General features: G+C 64.2%; 20 protein-coding genes. 7 read left to right on the top strand and 13 right to left on the bottom strand.

Going from position 1 to position 18,104, the window contains the following annotated elements; all coding sequences use genetic code 11:
• Nucleotides 1–29: 29 nt before the first annotated feature.
• The gene (locus L1277_RS09880; protein ID WP_253376209.1) at nucleotides 30–458 is read left to right on the top strand and encodes a VOC family protein; all 429 of its coding nucleotides are present in this window, start codon (nucleotides 30–32) and stop codon (nucleotides 456–458) included.
• A gap of 70 nt (nucleotides 459–528) precedes the next feature.
• A complete protein-coding gene (locus L1277_RS09875; RefSeq protein ID WP_253376208.1) occupies nucleotides 529–732 on the top strand; it encodes a DUF5302 domain-containing protein in 204 nt (67 codons plus the stop codon).
• On the opposite strand, the gene L1277_RS09870 is transcribed toward L1277_RS09875, so the two are convergent.
• Nucleotides 729–1,187 carry a PaaI family thioesterase gene (locus tag L1277_RS09870; RefSeq protein WP_253376207.1) on the bottom strand — a complete coding sequence of 153 codons (459 nt, stop codon included), beginning with the start codon at nucleotides 1,185–1,187 and terminating at the stop codon, nucleotides 729–731. The two genes, L1277_RS09875 and L1277_RS09870, sit on opposite strands and share 4 nt — an antisense overlap.
• Nucleotides 1,184–2,074 carry an LLM class flavin-dependent oxidoreductase gene (locus L1277_RS09865; RefSeq protein ID WP_253376206.1) on the bottom strand — a complete coding sequence of 297 codons (891 nt, stop codon included), beginning with the start codon at nucleotides 2,072–2,074 and terminating at the stop codon, nucleotides 1,184–1,186. Before L1277_RS09865 ends, L1277_RS09870 begins: the two co-directional genes overlap by 4 nt.
• A 115-nt stretch (nucleotides 2,075–2,189) precedes the next feature.
• Here L1277_RS09865 and L1277_RS09860 point away from each other — a divergent pair, with 115 nt between their 5' ends.
• Both L1277_RS09860 and L1277_RS09855 read left to right on the top strand, forming a co-directional pair.
• Nucleotides 2,190–3,284 (top strand): M4 family metallopeptidase, encoded by a 1,095-nt coding sequence (locus L1277_RS09860; RefSeq protein ID WP_253376205.1) that lies wholly within the window; start codon nucleotides 2,190–2,192, stop codon nucleotides 3,282–3,284.
• A 10-nt stretch (nucleotides 3,285–3,294) separates the two neighbouring features.
• A complete protein-coding gene (locus L1277_RS09855; protein WP_253376204.1) occupies nucleotides 3,295–3,636 on the top strand; it encodes a protealysin inhibitor emfourin in 342 nt (113 codons plus the stop codon).
• Here the strand turns inward: L1277_RS09855 and L1277_RS09850 are convergent, their stop codons facing one another.
• From L1277_RS09850 to L1277_RS09840, 3 genes are read right to left on the bottom strand one after another with little or no spacing between them, the layout of a single operon-like run.
• Entirely contained in the window at nucleotides 3,637–5,076 is a 1,440-nt protein-coding gene (locus L1277_RS09850; RefSeq protein ID WP_253376203.1) for an MFS transporter, read from the bottom strand.
• A gap of 46 nt (nucleotides 5,077–5,122) precedes the next feature.
• Nucleotides 5,123–6,163, bottom strand: a complete 1,041-nt coding sequence (locus L1277_RS09845) for an LLM class flavin-dependent oxidoreductase (RefSeq protein ID WP_253376202.1) — start codon at nucleotides 6,161–6,163, stop codon at nucleotides 5,123–5,125.
• Between the two features lie 54 nt (nucleotides 6,164–6,217).
• Nucleotides 6,218–6,697 (bottom strand): Lrp/AsnC family transcriptional regulator, encoded by a 480-nt coding sequence (locus L1277_RS09840; RefSeq protein WP_121660248.1) that lies wholly within the window; start codon nucleotides 6,695–6,697, stop codon nucleotides 6,218–6,220.
• Between the two features lie 169 nt (nucleotides 6,698–6,866).
• Between L1277_RS09840 and L1277_RS09835 the strand changes: the two genes are divergently transcribed.
• Nucleotides 6,867–7,262, top strand: a complete 396-nt coding sequence (locus tag L1277_RS09835) for a DUF1304 domain-containing protein (protein ID WP_253376201.1) — start codon at nucleotides 6,867–6,869, stop codon at nucleotides 7,260–7,262.
• Between the two features lie 55 nt (nucleotides 7,263–7,317).
• Here the strand turns inward: L1277_RS09835 and L1277_RS09830 are convergent, their stop codons facing one another.
• The 3 genes from L1277_RS09830 to L1277_RS09820 all read right to left on the bottom strand — a co-directional run bounded on the left by L1277_RS09830 (nucleotide 7,318) and on the right by L1277_RS09820 (nucleotide 9,719).
• Entirely contained in the window at nucleotides 7,318–7,845 is a 528-nt protein-coding gene (locus L1277_RS09830; RefSeq protein ID WP_253376200.1) for an adenine phosphoribosyltransferase, read from the bottom strand.
• Nucleotides 7,846–7,849: 4 nt separating this feature from the next.
• On the bottom strand, nucleotides 7,850–8,224 hold the full coding sequence (locus L1277_RS09825) for an FKBP-type peptidyl-prolyl cis-trans isomerase (RefSeq protein WP_253376199.1): 375 nt from the start codon (nucleotides 8,222–8,224) through the stop codon (nucleotides 7,850–7,852).
• Between the two features lie 205 nt (nucleotides 8,225–8,429).
• Nucleotides 8,430–9,719, bottom strand: a complete 1,290-nt coding sequence (locus L1277_RS09820; protein ID WP_253376198.1) for a PrsW family intramembrane metalloprotease — start codon at nucleotides 9,717–9,719, stop codon at nucleotides 8,430–8,432.
• Between the two features lie 70 nt (nucleotides 9,720–9,789).
• On the opposite strand from L1277_RS09820, the gene L1277_RS09815 reads away from it, so the two are divergent.
• Entirely contained in the window at nucleotides 9,790–10,683 is an 894-nt protein-coding gene (locus tag L1277_RS09815) for a fumarylacetoacetate hydrolase family protein (protein WP_253376197.1), read from the top strand.
• Between the two features lie 52 nt (nucleotides 10,684–10,735).
• Here the strand turns inward: L1277_RS09815 and L1277_RS09810 are convergent, their stop codons facing one another.
• The 3 genes from L1277_RS09810 to L1277_RS09800 all read right to left on the bottom strand — a co-directional run bounded on the left by L1277_RS09810 (nucleotide 10,736) and on the right by L1277_RS09800 (nucleotide 14,929).
• Entirely contained in the window at nucleotides 10,736–12,289 is a 1,554-nt protein-coding gene (locus tag L1277_RS09810; RefSeq protein WP_256481629.1) for an aspartate ammonia-lyase, read from the bottom strand.
• A 170-nt stretch (nucleotides 12,290–12,459) separates the two neighbouring features.
• Complete coding sequence (locus L1277_RS09805) at nucleotides 12,460–13,353, bottom strand: metallophosphoesterase (RefSeq protein ID WP_253376195.1); 894 nt, start codon at nucleotides 13,351–13,353, stop codon at nucleotides 12,460–12,462.
• A 145-nt stretch (nucleotides 13,354–13,498) separates the two neighbouring features.
• Entirely contained in the window at nucleotides 13,499–14,929 is a 1,431-nt protein-coding gene (locus L1277_RS09800; protein WP_253376194.1) for an NCS2 family permease, read from the bottom strand.
• 193 nt (nucleotides 14,930–15,122) lie between these two features.
• Here L1277_RS09800 and L1277_RS09795 point away from each other — a divergent pair, with 193 nt between their 5' ends.
• On the top strand, nucleotides 15,123–16,400 hold the full coding sequence (locus L1277_RS09795) for a uracil-xanthine permease family protein (protein ID WP_253376193.1): 1,278 nt from the start codon (nucleotides 15,123–15,125) through the stop codon (nucleotides 16,398–16,400).
• A gap of 76 nt (nucleotides 16,401–16,476) precedes the next feature.
• Here L1277_RS09795 and L1277_RS09790 read toward each other — a convergent pair whose 3' ends face one another.
• Nucleotides 16,477–16,812 carry a peptidase gene (locus tag L1277_RS09790; protein ID WP_374110202.1) on the bottom strand — a complete coding sequence of 112 codons (336 nt, stop codon included), beginning with the start codon at nucleotides 16,810–16,812 and terminating at the stop codon, nucleotides 16,477–16,479.
• Nucleotides 16,809–17,984, bottom strand: a complete 1,176-nt coding sequence (locus L1277_RS09785; RefSeq protein WP_308215091.1) for an anion permease — start codon at nucleotides 17,982–17,984, stop codon at nucleotides 16,809–16,811. Before L1277_RS09785 ends, L1277_RS09790 begins: the two co-directional genes overlap by 4 nt.
• Nucleotides 17,985–18,104 lie beyond the last annotated feature (120 nt).

The following is an 18,104-nucleotide window of genomic DNA, read 5'->3' as shown; positions in this document are numbered from 1 at the left end:
ACCCGTTCTCCGAGTGACAAACTGGCTCCATGGATTCTCGCGTTCACTTCATCACCGTCGCAACAGCCGACCTCGATGCGGCTCGGCACTTCTACCAGGAAGGCCTCGGCTGGGAACCCCTCGTCGACGTGCCGGACGAGATCCTCTTCTTCCAAATCGGCCCAGGTCTCACCCTCGGACTCTATGACGCGCGCACTTTCACCAACGACCTGCTCGCCCCAGGCACCGCTCAGCCCTCTGGTTTCACCCTGTCGCACAACGTCGACAGCGCAACCCTCGTCGACGAGACGATCGAACGGCTGCTTGCTGCCGGGGCTACCCTCGTCACCAAGCCTCAGTTTGCGGCGTTTGGCGGGTATCACGGCCACGTCGCTGATCCCAATGGCATCGTGTGGGAGATCGCGCATAATCCGGCGTGGAGCGTCGACGAAACCGGCGCTGTTCTCCTGGGAGAGTAAAAAGCATCGTCGAACGGATGCCATCGGCTGCCTAAACTGGAACCGTCAAGACCCAGCGTGAGGACGTCCCATGAGCACGAACGAACCAACAGCACACCCGGACGGCCCCGCCGACCGGGCCGAGGAAACGAAGCGCAAGTTCCGCGAGGCGCTCGAGCGGAAGAACGCCAAGTCGCAGGGCAAGGGCACCGCCCACCTCAACGGCGATTCGTCCATCCACGCCGCGCAAGGACCCGCTTCACACCAGCGCGAGTTCCGGCGGAAGAGCGGCTAAGCCGAGCGCTCGAACACCAGCAGCGTTGACGTCGCGGTCGCAATCACACGCCCATCGGCATCCGTGAGAGCGGCAGACGCAAACGCAGCACGACGCCCGAACGAGATGAGGTTCGCCTCCGCGCGAACCCGTCCCGTCTCGGCCGTCATCGGTCGGTGGTACGACGTCTTCAACTCGAGCGTCGTGTAGCCCTGCGTCGGCGACAGGCGAGTGTGCACCGCTGTGCCGCACGCCGAGTCAAGCAGCGCGGCAGCGTAGCCGCCGTGCACCGAACCGATCGGATTCAGCACGTGGTCGCCGGGGATCCCCTCGAACGCCGCCATTCCACGGCCCACCTCGACGAGATCAAAGCCGAGCGTCTCACAAATCGATGGCCGCTGGCCCGCCGCGATCATGGCCTGCATTTGCTCGAGCCCGGTCAGACCGTCGGACTCAGGTGCGTCGAGAATGTTCATTCCCTCAGCTTAGGCAACAGCTCGGCCGCGGCTTCCAGCACCGCCTCGCTTCCCGCGTAGATGCCGTCTGCGCGCGGCCAGTGCGTCAACACTTCGGTGAATCCGAGTTCTGCGGCTCGCCCGACGCTGTCCTCAAACCGGGCAACACTGTCAAGGGCATAAACCCCGCCCGAGTCGATCATCAGGTACCGCTCCACGTTCAGCGGATCCGTCCCGACCGAGTCCGCCGCATCCTCAAACCGGGCACCGAGCGTCGCGATCGATGCCCACCAGTCCTCGCCAACGGCTCCGTCTGCGCCGGTCGTCACCCAGCCGGCGCCGTACTCCGCCGCGACCCGCATTCCCTTCGGCCCGTTCGCCGCGACCACAAACGGCAGCCGCGGCTGCTGTGCTGGCACACCGACCATGCGGGCGTTCACCGCGGTGTACCACTCCCCCGAAAAGCTCACCCCCGCGCTACCGGGCAACTCGAACCGCAACAGCAGGTCGAGGTCAGACACGAACTCCGCGAACCGCTCGTGCCGTTGCATCGGCGACAGTTCTCGCTCGCCCAACACGAACGCGTCGAACCCCGTGCCGCCAGCCCCAACGCCGAGCACGAACCGGCCACCCGAGATCTCGTCGAGTGTCGCGATGTCCTTCGCAAACGGCACGGGATGACGAAAGTTCGGCGATGCCACAATCGTTCCCAAACGGATGTGTGTCGTCACGACGGACGCCGCGGTGAGCGTTGGCACTGTCGCCTGCCACGGTTCGTCGGCCAGGCTTCGCCAGGAGAGGTGGTCATAGGTCCAGGCTGAGTCGAAACCCAGCTCCTCAGCCCCCCGCCATTTGCGCTGGGCTTCGGTCCACGGGTCCTGGGGAAGGATGATGATTCCACAACGCATGACGGCAGTCTAGAAGACATAAATCCCGCCTCTTCGTTGCCTCCCTCCCCCATCTCGCTGCCGAAAGTCCTGTCAAGGGTGGTCAGATGTCGGCGGGCGGTGTCACAATTTCGCCATGAGCACGCACACGAACATCGCACGCTGCTTCATCGTGCCTCCGTATCTTCTCGACCACATCGCCAAGCTCGACGATCCTCGGCTTGAGCACGCCTCGCACGCCGCCCAGCGCGCGCTGGCTTCCGCGCCGCCGTACGCCACTGTGCGCCGTGGCGAGCCTGCGCCCGGCCAGAAGAGCATGCGTTCCACACCCGAAGCGCCCCGGCGGGAGGCTGTTGCCGGTGAGCCGTCACGATTCATATCGGATGCCGGTGGCTCAGAAAACCTGCCGGGTCGCCTCGTGCGCTCAGAGGGGGAATCACCCACGGCCGACGACAGCGTGAACGAAGCCTACGACGGGCTCGGCGACACCTACTCACTGTTCTGGGAAGCATTCACCCGCGATTCCATCGACGACAACGGCATGCCCCTTGCCGCGACCGTGCACTATGGCGAGGCCTACGACAACGCGTTTTGGGACGGCACCCAAATGGTGTTCGGCGACGGAGACGGACAGGTGTTTGTGGGGTTCACGAACTCGCTCAGCGTGATCGGTCACGAACTTGCCCACGGCGTCACCCAGTACACAGCGAATCTCGTGTACTCGGGCCAGTCAGGCGCCCTCAACGAATCGGTGTCCGACGTCTTCGGGGCCCTTGTGGAGCAGCACTCAAGGGGCCACAGCGCCGACGAAGCCAGCTGGCTCATCGGTGAGGGCATCTTCTCCGCTGAGGTCGAGGGGCAGGCCCTGCGCTCGATGAAGGCACCGGGCACCGCGTACGACGATGACGTGCTCGGCAAAGATCCGCAGCCGGCAGACATGAGCGGCTATATCGAGACGGACGACGATAACGGCGGAGTACACCTCAACTCGGGCATTCCGAACCGCGCGTTCTACCTGACCGCCACCGCCATCGGCGGCAACGCGTGGGAATCAGCGGGGCGCATCTGGTACGAGACGCTCACCACCGAGATCAAGGCGAACACCGACTTCGCCCAGTTCGCTGAGGCCACGGCCACGGTGGCCGCACGGCTCTTCGGCGACGACTCGAGCGAGGCCGACGCCGTGCGCTCAGCGTGGCGGGAGGTAGGCGTAACGTCGCCAGCGGAGTAGCATTCCGGGCATGAAGGTGACCGTGACCCGAAGCGGCGGTTTCGCTGGGTTGTCGACGCGCTGGGAAGTGCGCGTTGACGAGCAGCCAGACGAGGACGCGTGGCTCTCGCTGCTGCGCGACCTGCCCTGGGACGCCGAGCGTCGGCAGGCGCCACAACCCGACCGCTACACCTACCGCATTCGGTGCGAGCCGGTTCCTGCCGCCCGTCCTGAGCCGAGGGAAGCCGTGATCGGCGAGCAGTCGCTCACCGGAGGCTGGCGTGAACTCGTTGACCGGGTCCGCTCGCTCGACCCCTCACCCGAGCGAGCGACGCCCTCTCGCCGTGACCGCGGAACCAGCTCGACTTTCTGATCAGACGCGCTCAACGACCGCCGGCGTGATTTCGTCGAGCGCCTTGCCGCGCTTGTCCGCGAGCCCCAGCGCTGCGCCGGCGGCCACGAGGAAGAACACCGCGAACACGCTAAACAGCAGCACGCTTCCGCCGACACCGCTGAGAACGGGCACAAGCAGCGGCGCGATGATGGACGCGATTCGGCCGACTCCCGCCGCCCAGCCGGCTCCGGTTGCACGGAGCTCGGTCGGATACAGCTCGGGTGTCACCGCGTAGAGCGCGCCCCACGCACCGAGGTTGAAGAACGAGAGCAGCATGCCCGCCGCGAGCACCTGCCACTCGAGCCCCGCCATACCGAACGCAACGGCAGACAGCGCCGATCCGGTGAGGAAGACCGCGAGGGTCTTATTCCTTCCCCACTTCTCGACGAGGTATGCGGCGACCAGGTACCCGGGCAACTGCGCAAGCGTGATGATGAGCGTGTACTCGAACGATTTCACCAGCGAGAACCCGGATGCCACGAGGATCGACGGGAGCCAAACGAACGCCCCGTAGTAGGAAAAGTTGACGCAGAACCAGACGACCCAGAGGGCGAGGGTCTGTCGGCGGTGCGGGCCGGCCCAGAGCAGAGCGACCTGTTGACGCGCGGACAGTCGCGGGGGCAGGGCCGCAGCAGTCGGTTCGGCTGCTGTGCCAGAGGCGAGAGGCGAGTCGTCTGCTGAACCGACGCCGTCGCTGGCAGAACCGGATTCGGGAACGGGAGTGACGGCATCCGCTCGCCCTGCCGATTGTTCGAAGGCCAGCACCGTTGCCTCGGCTTCGGCGGTGCGACCGCGGGACTCCAGGAATCGGACCGACTCGGGCATGCCGAACCGGACGATCACCGCGTAAATGGCGGGAATCGCGCCGATGGCGAACGCCCAGCGCCAGCCGTTGTCGCTGAGCGGAACGATGAAGTAGCCGATCAGGGCGGCGATGGTCCAGCCGACGGCCCAGAACGCCTCAAGTAAAACGATGATGCGACCGCGGATGCGGGGCGGTGCGAACTCCGACATGTAGGTCGACGCGACCGGAAGTTCGGCACCGAGCCCCAGCCCGACAACGAACCGGAGGACGATGAGCACACCGAGCGACCAGGACAGCGCGGCGGCTCCCGTCGCGATGCCGAAGATCAGCAGGGTGATGGCGAAGACCTGGCGGCGGCCGAGCCGGTCGGCCAGCAACCCGCCCAGGCTCGCGCCGACGGCCATGCCCACGAAGCCCGCCGACGCGATCCAGCTGAGTTCGGCACTGCCGAGCTGCCAGGTCACCGCGAGCTGTGCCAGGACGAAGGAGATGAGCCCGACGTCCATGGCGTCGAGTGCCCAGCCCAGGCCGGAACCGACGAGGAGCTTCCTGTGCTTCGGGGTGAACGGGAGCGCGTCAAGCCTCGCCAGTCGGGAGCTCGGGGGTAACGTCATCTGCCTATTCTGGCGTGTTCGGGGCACCGGGATGACCGAATGGGCCCTAGCGCGGGAGCAACTGCTCGGCGAGCAGTTCGAGGGTCTGCACCCGAGCCGGTGCCGCGGCAAGCGGGTCGGCCTCGAATGCCGATGCGCCCGGCGACACCATGACCTCATCCACGTCGAACCGCTTCGCGAGTTCGCGCACCCGCTCGGCGGCCGCTACGGGCTCGTCGATGATCCACGAGCCGAGCGACGCCTGGATGAACTCGTCCTGCAACGGCGACATGGTGGTGTTCGCGGCTTCCTCCACGGTCGCCAGTCGGCCGAGCTTCTCGTTGGTGCGCAGCCGCGCCATGTGCTGGAGGTTCGGCAGCGCGAGCGCGAGCGCCTCTGCGGAGGTCGGCGCCGCCACGACGTTCGCTGTGACGAAAGTGCGAGGGGCTGAGAGAATCTCCGACGGCTGGAACTGGCCACGGTATATCTCGAGGGCGCGCTCCGCGCCGTGACCGGCAAAGTGATGGGCGAACACATACGGCAGGCCGAGGGACGCTGCGAGCGTCGCGGAGTAGTCGCTCGAACCGAGCAGCCAGACGTCAGGCGTACCGGTCGCGGCCGGAGTTGCGCGCAACTCGTACTCCTGGCCGCTCGTGAGCCGCACCGTGGCCCCCTCGTCGCCGAGGAGCGCGATGATGTCGCTGACGTAATTGGGGAACTGATTGACATCGCTCGTCGCTCCGGAGCGGTTCAGCACGGCGGTGACCACCGGGTCGCTTCCCGGAGCACGTCCGATACCCAGGTCGATGCGACCAGGAGCGCTGGCCTCGAGGAGCGCGAACTGCTCGGCGACGACGAGCGGAGCGTGGTTCGGCAGCATGACGCCGCCGGAGCCGACGCGAATCCGATCGGTGTGTGCGGCCAGGATGCCAATGATGACGGCCGGATTCGTCGAGGCGACCGACGGCATGTTGTGGTGTTCGGCCACCCAGTATCGGGTGTAGCCGAGGGCATCGGCGGCCTTCGCGAGGTCAATCGATGCGGCGAGCGCATCGGCTGAGGATTGCCGTGAGCGGACGGGGACGAGATCAAGTACAGAGAGTTTCACAAACACAACCTTTCGACAATGTCCAAGGCGTGCGGTCGGCCCGGCATTCCCGAATCAGGCGAGAAGCTGTTGCCACCCCGTGCCGGCCGCATGTTCGAAGACGAGGTTGGTCTCCGTGTGCGCGACGGCCGGGTGACCGGTGAGGTACTGCACGACGAATTCGCGAAGGTCTGCGGTGCTCCGAGCGGCAACGTGCATGAGGTAGTCGTCGCGGCCGCCCATGTGGAACATCGAGAGAACGCCCGGCCAGGTGGGCGCTTCCTTGCGGAACTTCTGGATGTCGGCCCGGTTGTGCTGAGCCAGCTGCACGGCGATGAGTGCCTGCAGTGGCGCGCCGAGCACAGCGAGGTCAATATCGGCGTGGTAGCCCGTGATGTGGCCGGACTGGTGCAGTCGCCGCAGTCGGAGCGAGACGGTGGACTCGGCCAGGCCGAGGTCAGCGGCCAGCTGGGATCCTGACGCCCGCGCGTTGCTCGAGAGAGCGCGAAGGAGGGCCCGGTCGGTGCTGTCGAGTTGGGGTTTCTTCGATTCCATGACATCTCTCCTGTGGCACGCGCACGTTCTTCGGCATCCGGCCGTTTTTCCCCATACTAGTTGCCGGCGCTCCCGCCCGAATCGAAGAATGTCTCCTGTGCCGCGCCTCGCCGAAGCGCTCGACGGGCAGATCCCGACTGCTGGCGCCGCGCGGCAATAGGCTTCGCGCATGGTCATCCTCATCACGATCGCCGCTACCCTCTCCGCCGCGATCCACGTGCTCATCTTCTACTGGGAATCACTCGCATGGACCCGTCCGGCCGTGTGGAAGCGATTCGGCCTGGCCAGCGCCGAGGACGCCGAGACCACGCGCGTTTTGGCGTACAACCAAGGCTTCTACAACCTGTTCCTTGCCATCGGCGCCTTGGTGGGATCGATCATGTACGGGATCGGTTGGACCGATGCCGGGTTCGCGCTCGGTATCTTCGCCGTCTCCTGCATGCTGGCCGCTGCGATCGTGCTCGCGACGAGCGGCAAGGGTCGGCTGCGCGGGGCGCTCCTTCAGGGCTTCTTCCCGCTCATCACGATCGTGCTCTATCTCGCCAGCTGGACGATCGAACGCTGAGCGGGGAACAACACACCCCGTTCGGATTTCTCCGAACGGGGTTGGTGGTGCGGGCTCAGCCGCGCTCAGCGACGATCGAGTACAGGTCGTATGCGGACAGTCGCTCGCGACCGCCGAGTCCCTGAAGCTCAAGAACAAGACCGATGCCAGCAACCGTGTAGCCGGATCGTTCGACCAGTCGTGCCGCTGCCGATGAGCTGCCGCCCGTTGCCAGAACGTCATCGACGATGAGAACGCGACTGCCCTCGGCGAGCTGGCCCGGGCGAATCTCCAGTGTCGCGGTCCCGTATTCGAGGGCGTAGTCCTCGGCCAGGACGTGGCCGGGCAGCTTGCCGGCCTTGCGCACCGCGACGAGAGGAACGTGCTCGGCATATGCGAGCGCGGCGGCGAGCAAGAACCCTCGAGCCTCAACGCCGGCAACAGCGTCAAACTGACCGGAGAATCGGGCCGCAAGATCATCGATCACGGCAGTGAAGGCATCCGCATCGGCAAAGACAGGAGTGAGGTCACGAAACACGATCCCCGACTTCGGAAAGTCGGGGATCGTGTCGCTCAGCTCAAGAACGAGCTCTGAGACGTTCACTGACTTACTTCACGCCCAGGAGGTCAATCACGAAGATGAGCGTCTGGCCGCTGAGCGGGTGTCCGCTACCGGCCGGGCCGTATGCGAGCGCCGGCGGGCAGATCAGCTTGCGACGTCCGCCGACCTTCATGCCGGGGATACCTTCCTGCCACCCGCGGATGAGGTTGGAGAGCGGGAAGTTAATCGGTTCGCCGCGGCTCCACGACGAGTCGAACTCGTCACCGGTGTCGTAGCTGACGCCGAGGTAGTGAACGTTGACGGTCGAGGACGCCTGTGCTTCATCACCGTCACCGACGGTGATGTCGACGATCTCGAGCTCCGAGGGAGCCGGTCCCTCTGGAGCGTCAATCTCTGGCTTGGTGTTCTGGTTTTCGGTCATGGAACAATACAACCGCCTCAGTGGGCGCGCGTCAAAAGCGACAGGGAGTCGATGCTCACACTCTCAGGAAAAAATCCTTGCGTTCGGATGGCACCGGGTGCATCCTGATAACGAGTAACTCATCGCCCCGTCGACTCGCCGGCACTGCCGCAGCACAGGGCGATGAGTTCTTTAATCCGTGGTTCTCACCGAGGTTCGCCGGAGTTCACGGACCGAGCAGAATCTGCCGGTCACTGGCGACGGCGGTGAGAAGCTCCTGCTCCGTCATGCGGGACACGAGGTCGTTGCGACCGGTGAGGATCCGCTGACGCGTGAACGCAAGCCGTGTGGCATCCTGCGCAAACTGCTTCATCACCCGCGACTTGTTTCCGGGCAGGGTACGCGCCCACGAGACGGCCTGCCTGCGTCCCGACCACGAGGCCAGCATTTCGACTTCCGCGGGTACGAACCACCCGGCAGCGGCATACTCGCTGAGCCGCGCATGAGTGAGCCGGATTTCGTGTCGACGGACGAGGATCGTCATGACGATGAGTGTCACGAAAATCGGAACCTGGATCAACGCATAGTAGAGCGCGTACGACTCGAGCGAGGAGATGAAGAAGGCCGAGGCGTTCCAGAGCGAGTGCAGGAAAATAGCACCGAGAAGGCCGAGGGTGAACCACCCGATCACTCCCCTGCCGTTGCGCAGCGCGGCAACTCCGATCGCCAATCCGGTCAGTGCGGTGAAGGTGATGTGAGCAAACGGAGAAAGCACAGCGCGCATGAAGAATGTCGCTGTGAGTTCACCGACGCCGCCTTCAACCAGGGCGACCGCGAAGTACTGGATGTTCTCCGTGAAGGCGAATCCCGCAGCGACGATCGCGGCGTAGACAAGCCCGTCGACCGGTCCCGTGAAGTGCTTGCGTGTTGCGAAGAACAGGATCAGCACGCCGATGCCCTTCGCGGTCTCCTCAACGATCGGCGCCTGAACCGCTGCCTGCAGGAACGTTCCTGTGCTTTCACCGGTTGCGACCACGGCAGCGACTTCGATGGTGAGTCCGACGAGGAGCGCAATGGCGATAGACGCGGCGGCGCCCCAGAGGAAGCCGAACAGCAGCGCAAGTCGAGGTTCCGGTTCCCAGCGGTCAATCCACCGAATCGCGGCAAGCACGATGGCAAGCGGGAACAGCGCGATGACAAACCCAACCACGGTCGCGGCCGGGCCAAGGAAGACCACAAAATAAGCCAGAACACACAGCAGGACGAGCGACAAAAGCGCGACACCGATGATGCCGAAGACCGCACCGGCAGACGCGCGGGAGACCGGTTGAGTCCACACCGGTTGGACCCAGGACGGCGGTGCGACCGGTTGGGTGTGTGTCGGCTGGCCGAAGCCCGCCGGATGGGAAAAGGCGGACCCGGTGTAGATCTGCAGCGGCTGGTGGCGCGCTGGTGTTCCGCCGGAACGGGAAGGGTGAGGGGTGGACCGGGAACCGCCGGGAAACTCGTTCGCCATCACCACAGAGTAGTTGTTTCCTCAGTTTCGAGCTCACGGGAGACAGCGCGGGGTCGGCTAGCCTAAGGTAGTGAGATTTGCACACCTGATCGATGACGCCCACCCGACCTCCCCCGGAACCTCCCGCGCTCGATTGGCGGTGGTCGTCGGCAACGGAGCACTTTTCCTCGATGAGATTCTCGACGATGCGCCCGCCGACCTGCAGGAACTCCTCGAACGCGGCGACGACGAGTTCGCCCGGGTGAAGGCGCTGTCCGATGCCGCTCTCGCGCAGGGAGTCGAACTCACCTCGATCTCCGGCTTGACCCACGCTTCCGCGGTGCTTCGGCCCCCGCAGATCATCGCCATCGGCCTCAACTATTCGGCCCACTCTTCCGAGCTCAATGTCAAGGCGGATGCCGCTCCGACGGTTTTCTCGCTCTGGCCCAATTCCTTGTCCGGCCACGACGGAACAACGGCCTGGCCGCGGTCGCTCAGCGAATCGATCGACTATGAGGCCGAACTCGGCGTCATCATCGGCACGCCAGCAAAGAACGTTTCTGAAGCGGATGCCCTCGATTACGTTTTCGGTTACACCGTCGTTAATGACATCACGGCTCGAGACATCCAATTCTCGGAGACGCAGTGGAGTCGCTGTAAGTCGTTCGATGGCTTCACACCAACCGGGCCAACCGTCGTGACACGGGACGAGATCGCCGACCCGCAGGCCCTGCACGTGTCCACCAGGCTCGACGGTCACCTCATGCAGGACTCGACGACGGGCCTGATGGTGCGCAGTGTCGCGAAACTCATCGCCCACCTCTCACGCTCCGCAACTCTGCTGCCCGGAACCCTGATCTCGACGGGAAGCCCCGGCGGAGCAGGGTACTCCCGCGAGCCGCAGGTATTCCTGCGCGACCGATCGACCGTCACGGTTGCGGTTGAGGGCGTTGGTGAGCTCACGACACACTGCCGGATGCACTGACCGCAGGCATGACGAAGGCCCGAGCACAGCACGTGCTCGGGCCTTCGTCCGGTTAAGACAGGTTCGAGCCCTCCACCGACGTCGTAACCTCGTCGCCTACAGCGCGCAGGCGCTCGGGGCCGTCAATGATGGGAATGGCGGTTGTCACGGCCTCGAGCCCGGACAGTCGAGCGGGAGACAGTTGCCGAGTCACCTCTTCGCGCGTCATGAGCTCGGATTCGACCACCAGGTCAGCGATGTTGCGACGAGTGAGCAGTGCGGTCTTCGCGAGGGCCGCAGCGGCCGAGTAGCCGATGAACGGAGTGAGTGCCGTGATTACGCCAACCGATGACCCCACCATGGTTTCCAACCGTTCCAGGTTGGCCGTGATGCCGTCGATGCAGTTGACCCTGAGGGTGTGGCAGGCCTGGGTCATCCAGGTGATGCTCTGAAGCAGCGAGTGGGCGATGACCGGCTCGAACGCGTTCAGCTGCAACTGGCCGGCTTCAGCAGCCATGGTCACGGTCATGTCGGCGCCGACAACGGAGAACGCGACCTGGTTGACCACCTCGGGGATCACCGGGTTGACCTTGCCCGGCATGATGCTGGATCCGGCCTGCACCGGTGGCAGGTTGATTTCGCCGAGCCCGGCCTGCGGACCGCTCGACAGCAGGCGGAGGTCGTTGCAGATCTTCGACAACTTGATGGCCGACCGCTTGAGCGTTCCACTGAAGGACATGAATCCGCCCGCGTCGCTTGTGGCCTCAATGAGGTCAGGCGCAGTCTCGAGCGTCAGGCCGGTGATGCGGTTGAGGTGTTTGACCACTGCGGAGGCGTAGCGCGGGTCTGCGGTGATGCCGGTACCGATGGCGGTCGCTCCGAGGTTGATCTCGGCGAGTAGCCAGCGGGTCTCATTCAATCGGGCGTGGTCTTCACCGAGGGTCGTGGCGAAGCCATGGAATTCCTGTCCCAGGGTCATCGGGACGGCATCCTGCAGCTGCGTGCGGCCCACCTTCAACACGTGTCGGAACTCCGCTGACTTGCGGATGAACGAGTCCTTGAGGTACTCGAGCTCGTCGAGCAGCGTCTGCAACGAGAACGACAGGGCGATCTTAATCGCCGTCGGGTACACATCGTTGGTCGACTGGCTGCGGTTTGTGTGGTCGATCGGCGACAGGTAGCTGTAGTCCCCCTTGGCGCGACCGGACAGTTCGAGCGCAATGTTGGTGATGACCTCGTTGGCGTTCATGTTGGTGGACGTCCCAGCGCCACCCTGGATGACGCCGACCACGAACTGGTCGTGGAAGTCACCGTCGATGACGCGCTGGCAGGCCTGGTCGATGAGCGCACCTTTTTCGGCGCTCAACGCCCCAAGTTCGACGTTGGTGCGGGCGGCTGCCTGCTTCACACTGGCGAGGGCCCCGACCAGGTCGGGATAGACCGAGATGGGTCGTTTGGAGATGGGAAAATTTTCGAGGGCCCGAGCCGTGTGGATGCCCCAGTACGCATCCGCCGGGATCTCCAGAGATCCGAGCGAGTCGGTTTCGGTCCGAGTTTCTCCCGCTGAATTCACTCTGAACCTCTCTGTGTTCTCTTCGTCGATGATGATTCCGCTCGTGGCGGGCATGCTGCTTCTCACTGTGGCTCCGTTGCCTGTTGTGTCGTTTCGCTTGTGGCCGGACTCTTCGACTGTACCTCTTTCCGCAGGCAGGCGGACGGGCCGGATTGGCATTCATTTCGAGCTCAATCGCCGGTGTGGCAGAGCCGTTCGCTCACACTCTGTGACCCGAGTGGAGGTCAGCGTTTGCGGGAGAACGCCTCGATGCGCTCCTCGGGAGAGAGGGCTTCCATCTCGGCGATGAAGTCATCGGTGAAGGTGTCTGCCGTCGCAAAGTCTCCGATCGGCACCACGGAGTGGGTGATCTGCTCGTCGTACACATGGACGAGGTTGAATGACTGGCCACCGTTCATGCCGTTCGTCGCCCGCGGCGGGTTCGACAGGTTCATGGTGTAGCAGCTCGCGGCCGCAACAGAGACGGGCACGTCGGCAAACGTCGAGTGCAACGCATAGTGGAGGTGTCCAGCCAGGATCGCGCGAACATCGCGGCCGGCAAGGACCTCCGCAAACGGGCGCTGGTCGCGCAACTCAAGCAGGTCGAACAGCGGCTGCGGTGCGGGGACCGGCGGGTGATGCATTCCGATCACGGTGCCATATCGAGCCGGACTGTCGAGAACACCGTCGAGCCAGTCAAGCTGGGCGTCGGACAACTCGCCGTGGTGAAACCCGGGCACGCTCGAGTCAAGACCGATGAATCGGAGCCCGCCCAGGTCCCACACCTGATCAAGAGGGCCGTCGCTCTGCTCCTGGTCGAGCAGTGCCGAGCGCATCGGCCCGCGCTCGTCGTGATTGCCCATCAGCCAGATGATCTGGGCACCAAGCCGCTCCGCCACCGGCTCAACGCGCGCACGAAGGCGCGCATACGCATCCGTTTCGCCGAGATCGGTGAGGTCACCGGTGAAAACGAGAGCGGAGGGCCGAATGCCCATCGATTCCACCTGTTCGAGCGCGCGTTCGAGGTTGGATTCAGTGGGAAGGTCGCCATGCAGAAGGGCGCCATCGCGTAGAAAATGGGTGTCGCTGAGGTGAACAAGCACCTGGCGCGCGGGTGGATACTGACCGAGCTGAACCATGGGGTCAGCCTAGTTCCGGCAGCCGACACCGCGCCGACGAATGACTTCGCATGTCGCGATTTACACAGAGCGGGCCGCCGGACTGCTCCGGCGACCCGCTCTGCACGCCGGACTGCTCCGGCGACCCGCTCTGCACGCCGGATTGTTAGGCGAAAAGCGCCTCGATCGGGCCGCGTGCGAAGAAAACCAGGAAGCCCAGGGCGACCACCCAGAGCAGCGGGCTGATCTCGCGAGCCTTGCCGCTGAATGCGCGAAGGACGACCCAGGCGATAAAGCCGGCGCCGATACCGTTGGCGATCGAGAAGGTGAACGGCATCACGGCGATGGTCACGAACACGGGGAAGCTGACCGAGAAGTCGGTCCACACGATGTCCTTGATCTGCGCCATCATCATGGCACCCACGAGGACGAGGGCAGCAGAGGCGACCTCGCTCGGCACGATGCTCGTGAGCGGCGTGAGGAACATGGCCAGGAGGAACAGCACACCGGTGACGATGTTGGCCAGGCCGGTGCGCGCTCCCTCTCCGATACCGGCGCCGGACTCGACGAAGACGGTGTTCGACGAGGCCGATGCCGCACCACCGGCGACGGCTCCGACACCTTCGACGATGAGAGCCGACTTGAGGCGGGGGAAGTTGCCCTTCTCGTCAGCGACGTCTGCTTCCTTGCTCAGCCCAGTCATGGTTCCCATGGCATCGAAGAAGTTGGTGAACACGAGGGTGAAGACGAGCATGAGCGCGGCGAGGATTCCGATGCGCTCAAAGCTGCCGAAGTTGAATGCTCCGATGAGCCCGAGGTCAGGGGCGCTGAAGATCTGGCTGGGCAGCGCGGGGACGGAGAGGCTCCAGCCACCGGGGTTGTCCGCGGAGGACCCCACCGGCCAGAACGCCTCGGAGATCACCGCGATCACGGTTCCCGTGAGGATGGCGATGAGCAGTGCGCCTTTAACCTTGCGGGCGACCAGAACCCCACCGAGCAGGACGGTGATCACGAAGATGAGGGTCGGTACCGTGGCAACCGAGCCGCCAAGGCCCAGCCCGATCGGCGGGGATGCCTGGCCGGTCGAGGTGACGAAGCCCGCATTGACGAGACCGATGAAGGCGATGAAGAGACCGATACCGACCGTGATGCCGATCTTGAGCTGGATCGGAACCGCCTCAAAAATCAGCCGTCGCAGACCGGTGGCAGCGAGCAGGACGATGAAGAGGCCATTGATGACCACGAGGCCCATTGCTTCGGCCCAGGTGACCTGCCCGACCACGCTGAACGCGAGGAACGAGTTAATGCCGAGTCCCGCTGCGAACGCGAATGGCAGCCGCGCGATGAGACCGAACAGGATCGTCATCACGCCGGCGGTGAGTGCCGTGACCGCCGAGAGTTGGGCGAAGTCGAGCGACTTACCGTCGACGTCGACGCCACCCGAAAGGATGATCGGGTTGAGGACAACGATGTAGGCCATCGCAACGAAGGTGACAACGCCCCCGCGGAGTTCCCCGCTGAAGGTGGATCCTCGCTTCGTGATTTCGAAGAATCGGTCGATGCGATCTTTGATGGTTGGCGCAGATGTGGATGCCACTCAGGGGCCTTTCCGAAAAAGGAGTTGGAGGGGAAGACCCAGCTCACGGCACGGGGACGCGGACCGGGGACGCGCTGGCGACAAGTAGCCTGCGCAGACTGACAGTTTATTGCCCGCTCCATGCTCGTCTGCGCACGGAGCCGGTTTGCCAGTACTGTGACGGAGGACCAATCCCCCGGAGAGAAGAGATCGAATGGCCCTGCCCTGGAAATTGCACGGTGACGGAAAAGATGTCGGAGCACGTGAAGTCGTCGGGCCGGCCGAACGCCTGACCTGGCCACGCACTATTGGGCTCGGTGCCCAACACGTCGTCGCGATGTTCGGCGCGACGTTCCTCGTGCCGATCCTCACCGGTTTCCCGCCGTCGACGACGCTGCTGTTCTCGGGAGTTGGAACTCTGCTGTTCCTCCTCATCACGAAGAACAGGCTGCCCAGTTACCTCGGCTCGTCGTTCGCGTTCATCGCGCCGATCACCGTGGCAACCACGGCGCAGGGCATGGGCAGTGCGCTCTTCGGCATCGTCATCGTCGGACTCCTGCTCGCGCTCGTTGGATTGCTGGTGCAATTTACCGGTGTCGGCTGGATTAACTCACTCATGCCGCCCGTTGTTGCCGGGGCCATCGTTGCCCTCATCGGCTTCAACCTCGGGCCTGCTGCATGGAACAACTTCCAGGTAGCACCGGTCACCGCAACGATCACACTCGCGGCGGTCATCCTCGCCTCGGTCCTGTTCCGGGGAATTCTCGGCCGGATGTCGATCCTGCTCGGAGTGATCGTGGGGTACATCGCAGCAGCGATCTCCGGCGAAATCGACTTCTCCGCGGTCGGCGAGGCCGCATGGGTCGGCCTCCCACAATTCGCCATGCCCGGCAACCCATTCACTGACTCGGCGCTCTGGGCCGTGCTTCCTGCATTCCTTCCCGTCGTTCTCGTGCTCGTCGCAGAGAACGTGGGACACATCCGCGGCGTTGCGCAGATGACCGAAGAGCCGACCATCAACACGCTCACCGGTCGCGGTCTCTTCGCGGACGGACTTGCGACCGTCGTAGCCGGTATGGGCGGCGGTTCCGCCACCACAACCTACGGCGAGAACATCGGGGTCATGGCCGCAACGAGGGTCTACTCAACTGCCGCATACTGGGTCGCCGGAATCTTCGCCATCCTGCTGGGACTGTCGCCCAAGGTGGGAGCCGTCATCAACACCATTCCCGCCGGTGTGCTGGGTGGAGTCACCACGGCGTTGTACGGCCTGATCGGAATCATCGGGGTGAAGATCTGGATCGACAACCGCGTGGATTTCGCGCTTCCGAAGAACCAGTTCACTGCGGCCATCGCACTCATCCTCGGAATTGCCAACTACACGCTGCAGTTCGGCGATGTCATCTTCAACGGCATCGCCCTCGGCACGATTGCGGCCATCGTGGTCTACCACCTGATGAACACGCTCGCTCGACTGCGCGGCACCGAATAGCCTCACTGCCACACAGGGCCCGCACTGCTTCTCGCAGCGCGGGCCCTGTTGCGTCGAAACACGATGTTGTCGCGGCTTATCCCCCGTGCAGCGCCGGAACGATGAGGTAGATGCCGAAGAGCACGGCAGCAGCGCAGAGAACGAAAGACCCGTATGCGGCGATCAGGGCGACGCGCTTCTGTCCGGCCGAGAGCGGGTTCTTCCGCGCAGCCTTAGCGGCCTTCTTCTCCGCGGACTTGATCTCCGCCGGAGTCAGGACCGTGATCGCATCGGTGAACGTCGCTGGGGTGACGACCGGAACGCGACCCGCCCGAACCAGCATCTTGAGCCCGAAGGCATACAACCCCACAACGACAACGGCTCCAACGAGCGCAGCGAAGAGGACGATGACGAACCCCATCCAGTCGATCACTTCGCGACCTTCTTCTTCTTTGACTTGCGAGCGATCGCCACGGCCTCACCGGACGCTGCAACCTCGCTGACGACATTGTGGTGGCCAATCTGGTCACGCCGTGACCAGAGGAAGATGAAGACGATGGTGCCGACACCAACGACCGCGTCGATGATCACGCCCCAGGTACCGAGGTGGGCGACCAGAGCCGCAAGTGCACCAACGATGCCCGCCGCTGGCAGGGTGAGGAGCCAACCGATAGCGATGCGGCCAGCAGTACCCCAGCGAACCGTCGAACCGCGTCGCCCGAGACCGGAACCGATCACCGAACCCGACGCGACCTGCGTTGTGGATAGAGCAAATCCCAGGTGGCTGGAGGCCAGGATGGTCGCTGCCGTGCTGGTTTCTGCCGAGAATCCCTGGGCGGGCTTCACATCGGTGAGTCCGGTTCCGAGCGTCTTGATGATGCGCCAGCCGCCGACGTAGGTGCCGAGCGCGATGGCCAGTGCGCAGACGACGACGACCCAGAAGGGAACACCGTCGTCCGGCCCGAGCAGGTTAACCGAGATCAGCGCAAGGGTGATGACGCCCATCGTCTTCTGTGCGTCGTTAGTACCGTGCGCGAGCGCGACAAGTGACGACGAGAAGATCTGCCCATACCGGAAGCCGGATCGACCATCGGGCTTGCCGTCATAGCGGCGCGTGATGCCGTAGGCGAGCTTGGTGGCCGCGAACGCGATCAGGCCCGCGGTGAGCGGCGCCAGGAGTGCGGGGAGAATGACTTTCGACAGGAGCACGCCGAAGTCGATGGCGCCGGTTCCGAAGCCGACGAGGGCCGCTCCGATGAGCCCACCGAAGAGGGCGTGCGACGAGCTCGACGGCAGGCCGAGCAGCCAGGTCAGCATATTCCAGACGATCGCGCCGATCAGTCCGGCGAAGATGAGTTCCGGCGTGATGAGGACGCCGCCGTCCCCTTCACGGATGATTCCGCCGGAGATGGTCTTGGCCACCTCGGTCGAAAGGAACGCACCAACCAGGTTGAGGATCGCCGCGAGGCCAACGGCAACCTTGGGCTTGAGAGCCCCGGTTGCGATCGGCGTCGCCATGGCGTTCGCCGTGTCGTGGAATCCGTTGGTGAAGTCGAAGAAAAGGGCTAGTGCAATGACAAGCACAATAATGAGGGTGATATCCACCGGCATAGTTCTCTGAGTAGGGACTTCCCCGCGCACAGCTCTCCCGGATGTATTTTCACCGGGAGTTCATGTAATCAAGGTTGCCAGTTGAGGGGCCGTAAACGATGATTACACCCCTCG

It is taken from the genome of Okibacterium sp. HSC-33S16 (assembly GCF_024171565.1).
Taxonomy (GTDB): Bacteria; Actinomycetota; Actinomycetes; order Actinomycetales; family Microbacteriaceae; genus Mycetocola_A.
This window is presented reverse-complemented; position numbering and strand designations above follow the sequence as displayed.

What these genes read in the sequence shown, in the direction of transcription:
- L1277_RS09880 (WP_253376209.1), top strand. Translation starts at nt 30, where the DNA reads ATGGATTCTCGCGTTCACTTCATCACCGTCGCAACAGCCGACCTCGAT.
- L1277_RS09875 (WP_253376208.1), top strand. Translation starts at nt 529, where the DNA reads ATGAGCACGAACGAACCAACAGCACACCCGGACGGCCCCGCCGACCGG.
- L1277_RS09870 (WP_253376207.1), bottom strand. Translation starts at nt 1,187, where the DNA reads ATGAACATTCTCGACGCACCTGAGTCCGACGGTCTGACCGGGCTCGAG.
- L1277_RS09865 (WP_253376206.1), bottom strand. Translation starts at nt 2,074, where the DNA reads ATGCGTTGTGGAATCATCATCCTTCCCCAGGACCCGTGGACCGAAGCC.
- L1277_RS09860 (WP_253376205.1), top strand. Translation starts at nt 2,190, where the DNA reads ATGAGCACGCACACGAACATCGCACGCTGCTTCATCGTGCCTCCGTAT.
- L1277_RS09855 (WP_253376204.1), top strand. Translation starts at nt 3,295, where the DNA reads ATGAAGGTGACCGTGACCCGAAGCGGCGGTTTCGCTGGGTTGTCGACG.
- L1277_RS09850 (WP_253376203.1), bottom strand. Translation starts at nt 5,076, where the DNA reads ATGACGTTACCCCCGAGCTCCCGACTGGCGAGGCTTGACGCGCTCCCG.
- L1277_RS09840 (WP_121660248.1), bottom strand. Translation starts at nt 6,697, where the DNA reads ATGGAATCGAAGAAACCCCAACTCGACAGCACCGACCGGGCCCTCCTT.
- L1277_RS09835 (WP_253376201.1), top strand. Translation starts at nt 6,867, where the DNA reads ATGGTCATCCTCATCACGATCGCCGCTACCCTCTCCGCCGCGATCCAC.
- L1277_RS09825 (WP_253376199.1), bottom strand. Translation starts at nt 8,224, where the DNA reads ATGACCGAAAACCAGAACACCAAGCCAGAGATTGACGCTCCAGAGGGA.
- L1277_RS09820 (WP_253376198.1), bottom strand. Translation starts at nt 9,719, where the DNA reads ATGGCGAACGAGTTTCCCGGCGGTTCCCGGTCCACCCCTCACCCTTCC.
- L1277_RS09810 (WP_256481629.1), bottom strand. Translation starts at nt 12,289, where the DNA reads ATGCCCGCCACGAGCGGAATCATCATCGACGAAGAGAACACAGAGAGG.
- L1277_RS09805 (WP_253376195.1), bottom strand. Translation starts at nt 13,353, where the DNA reads ATGGTTCAGCTCGGTCAGTATCCACCCGCGCGCCAGGTGCTTGTTCAC.
- L1277_RS09795 (WP_253376193.1), top strand. Translation starts at nt 15,123, where the DNA reads ATGGCCCTGCCCTGGAAATTGCACGGTGACGGAAAAGATGTCGGAGCA.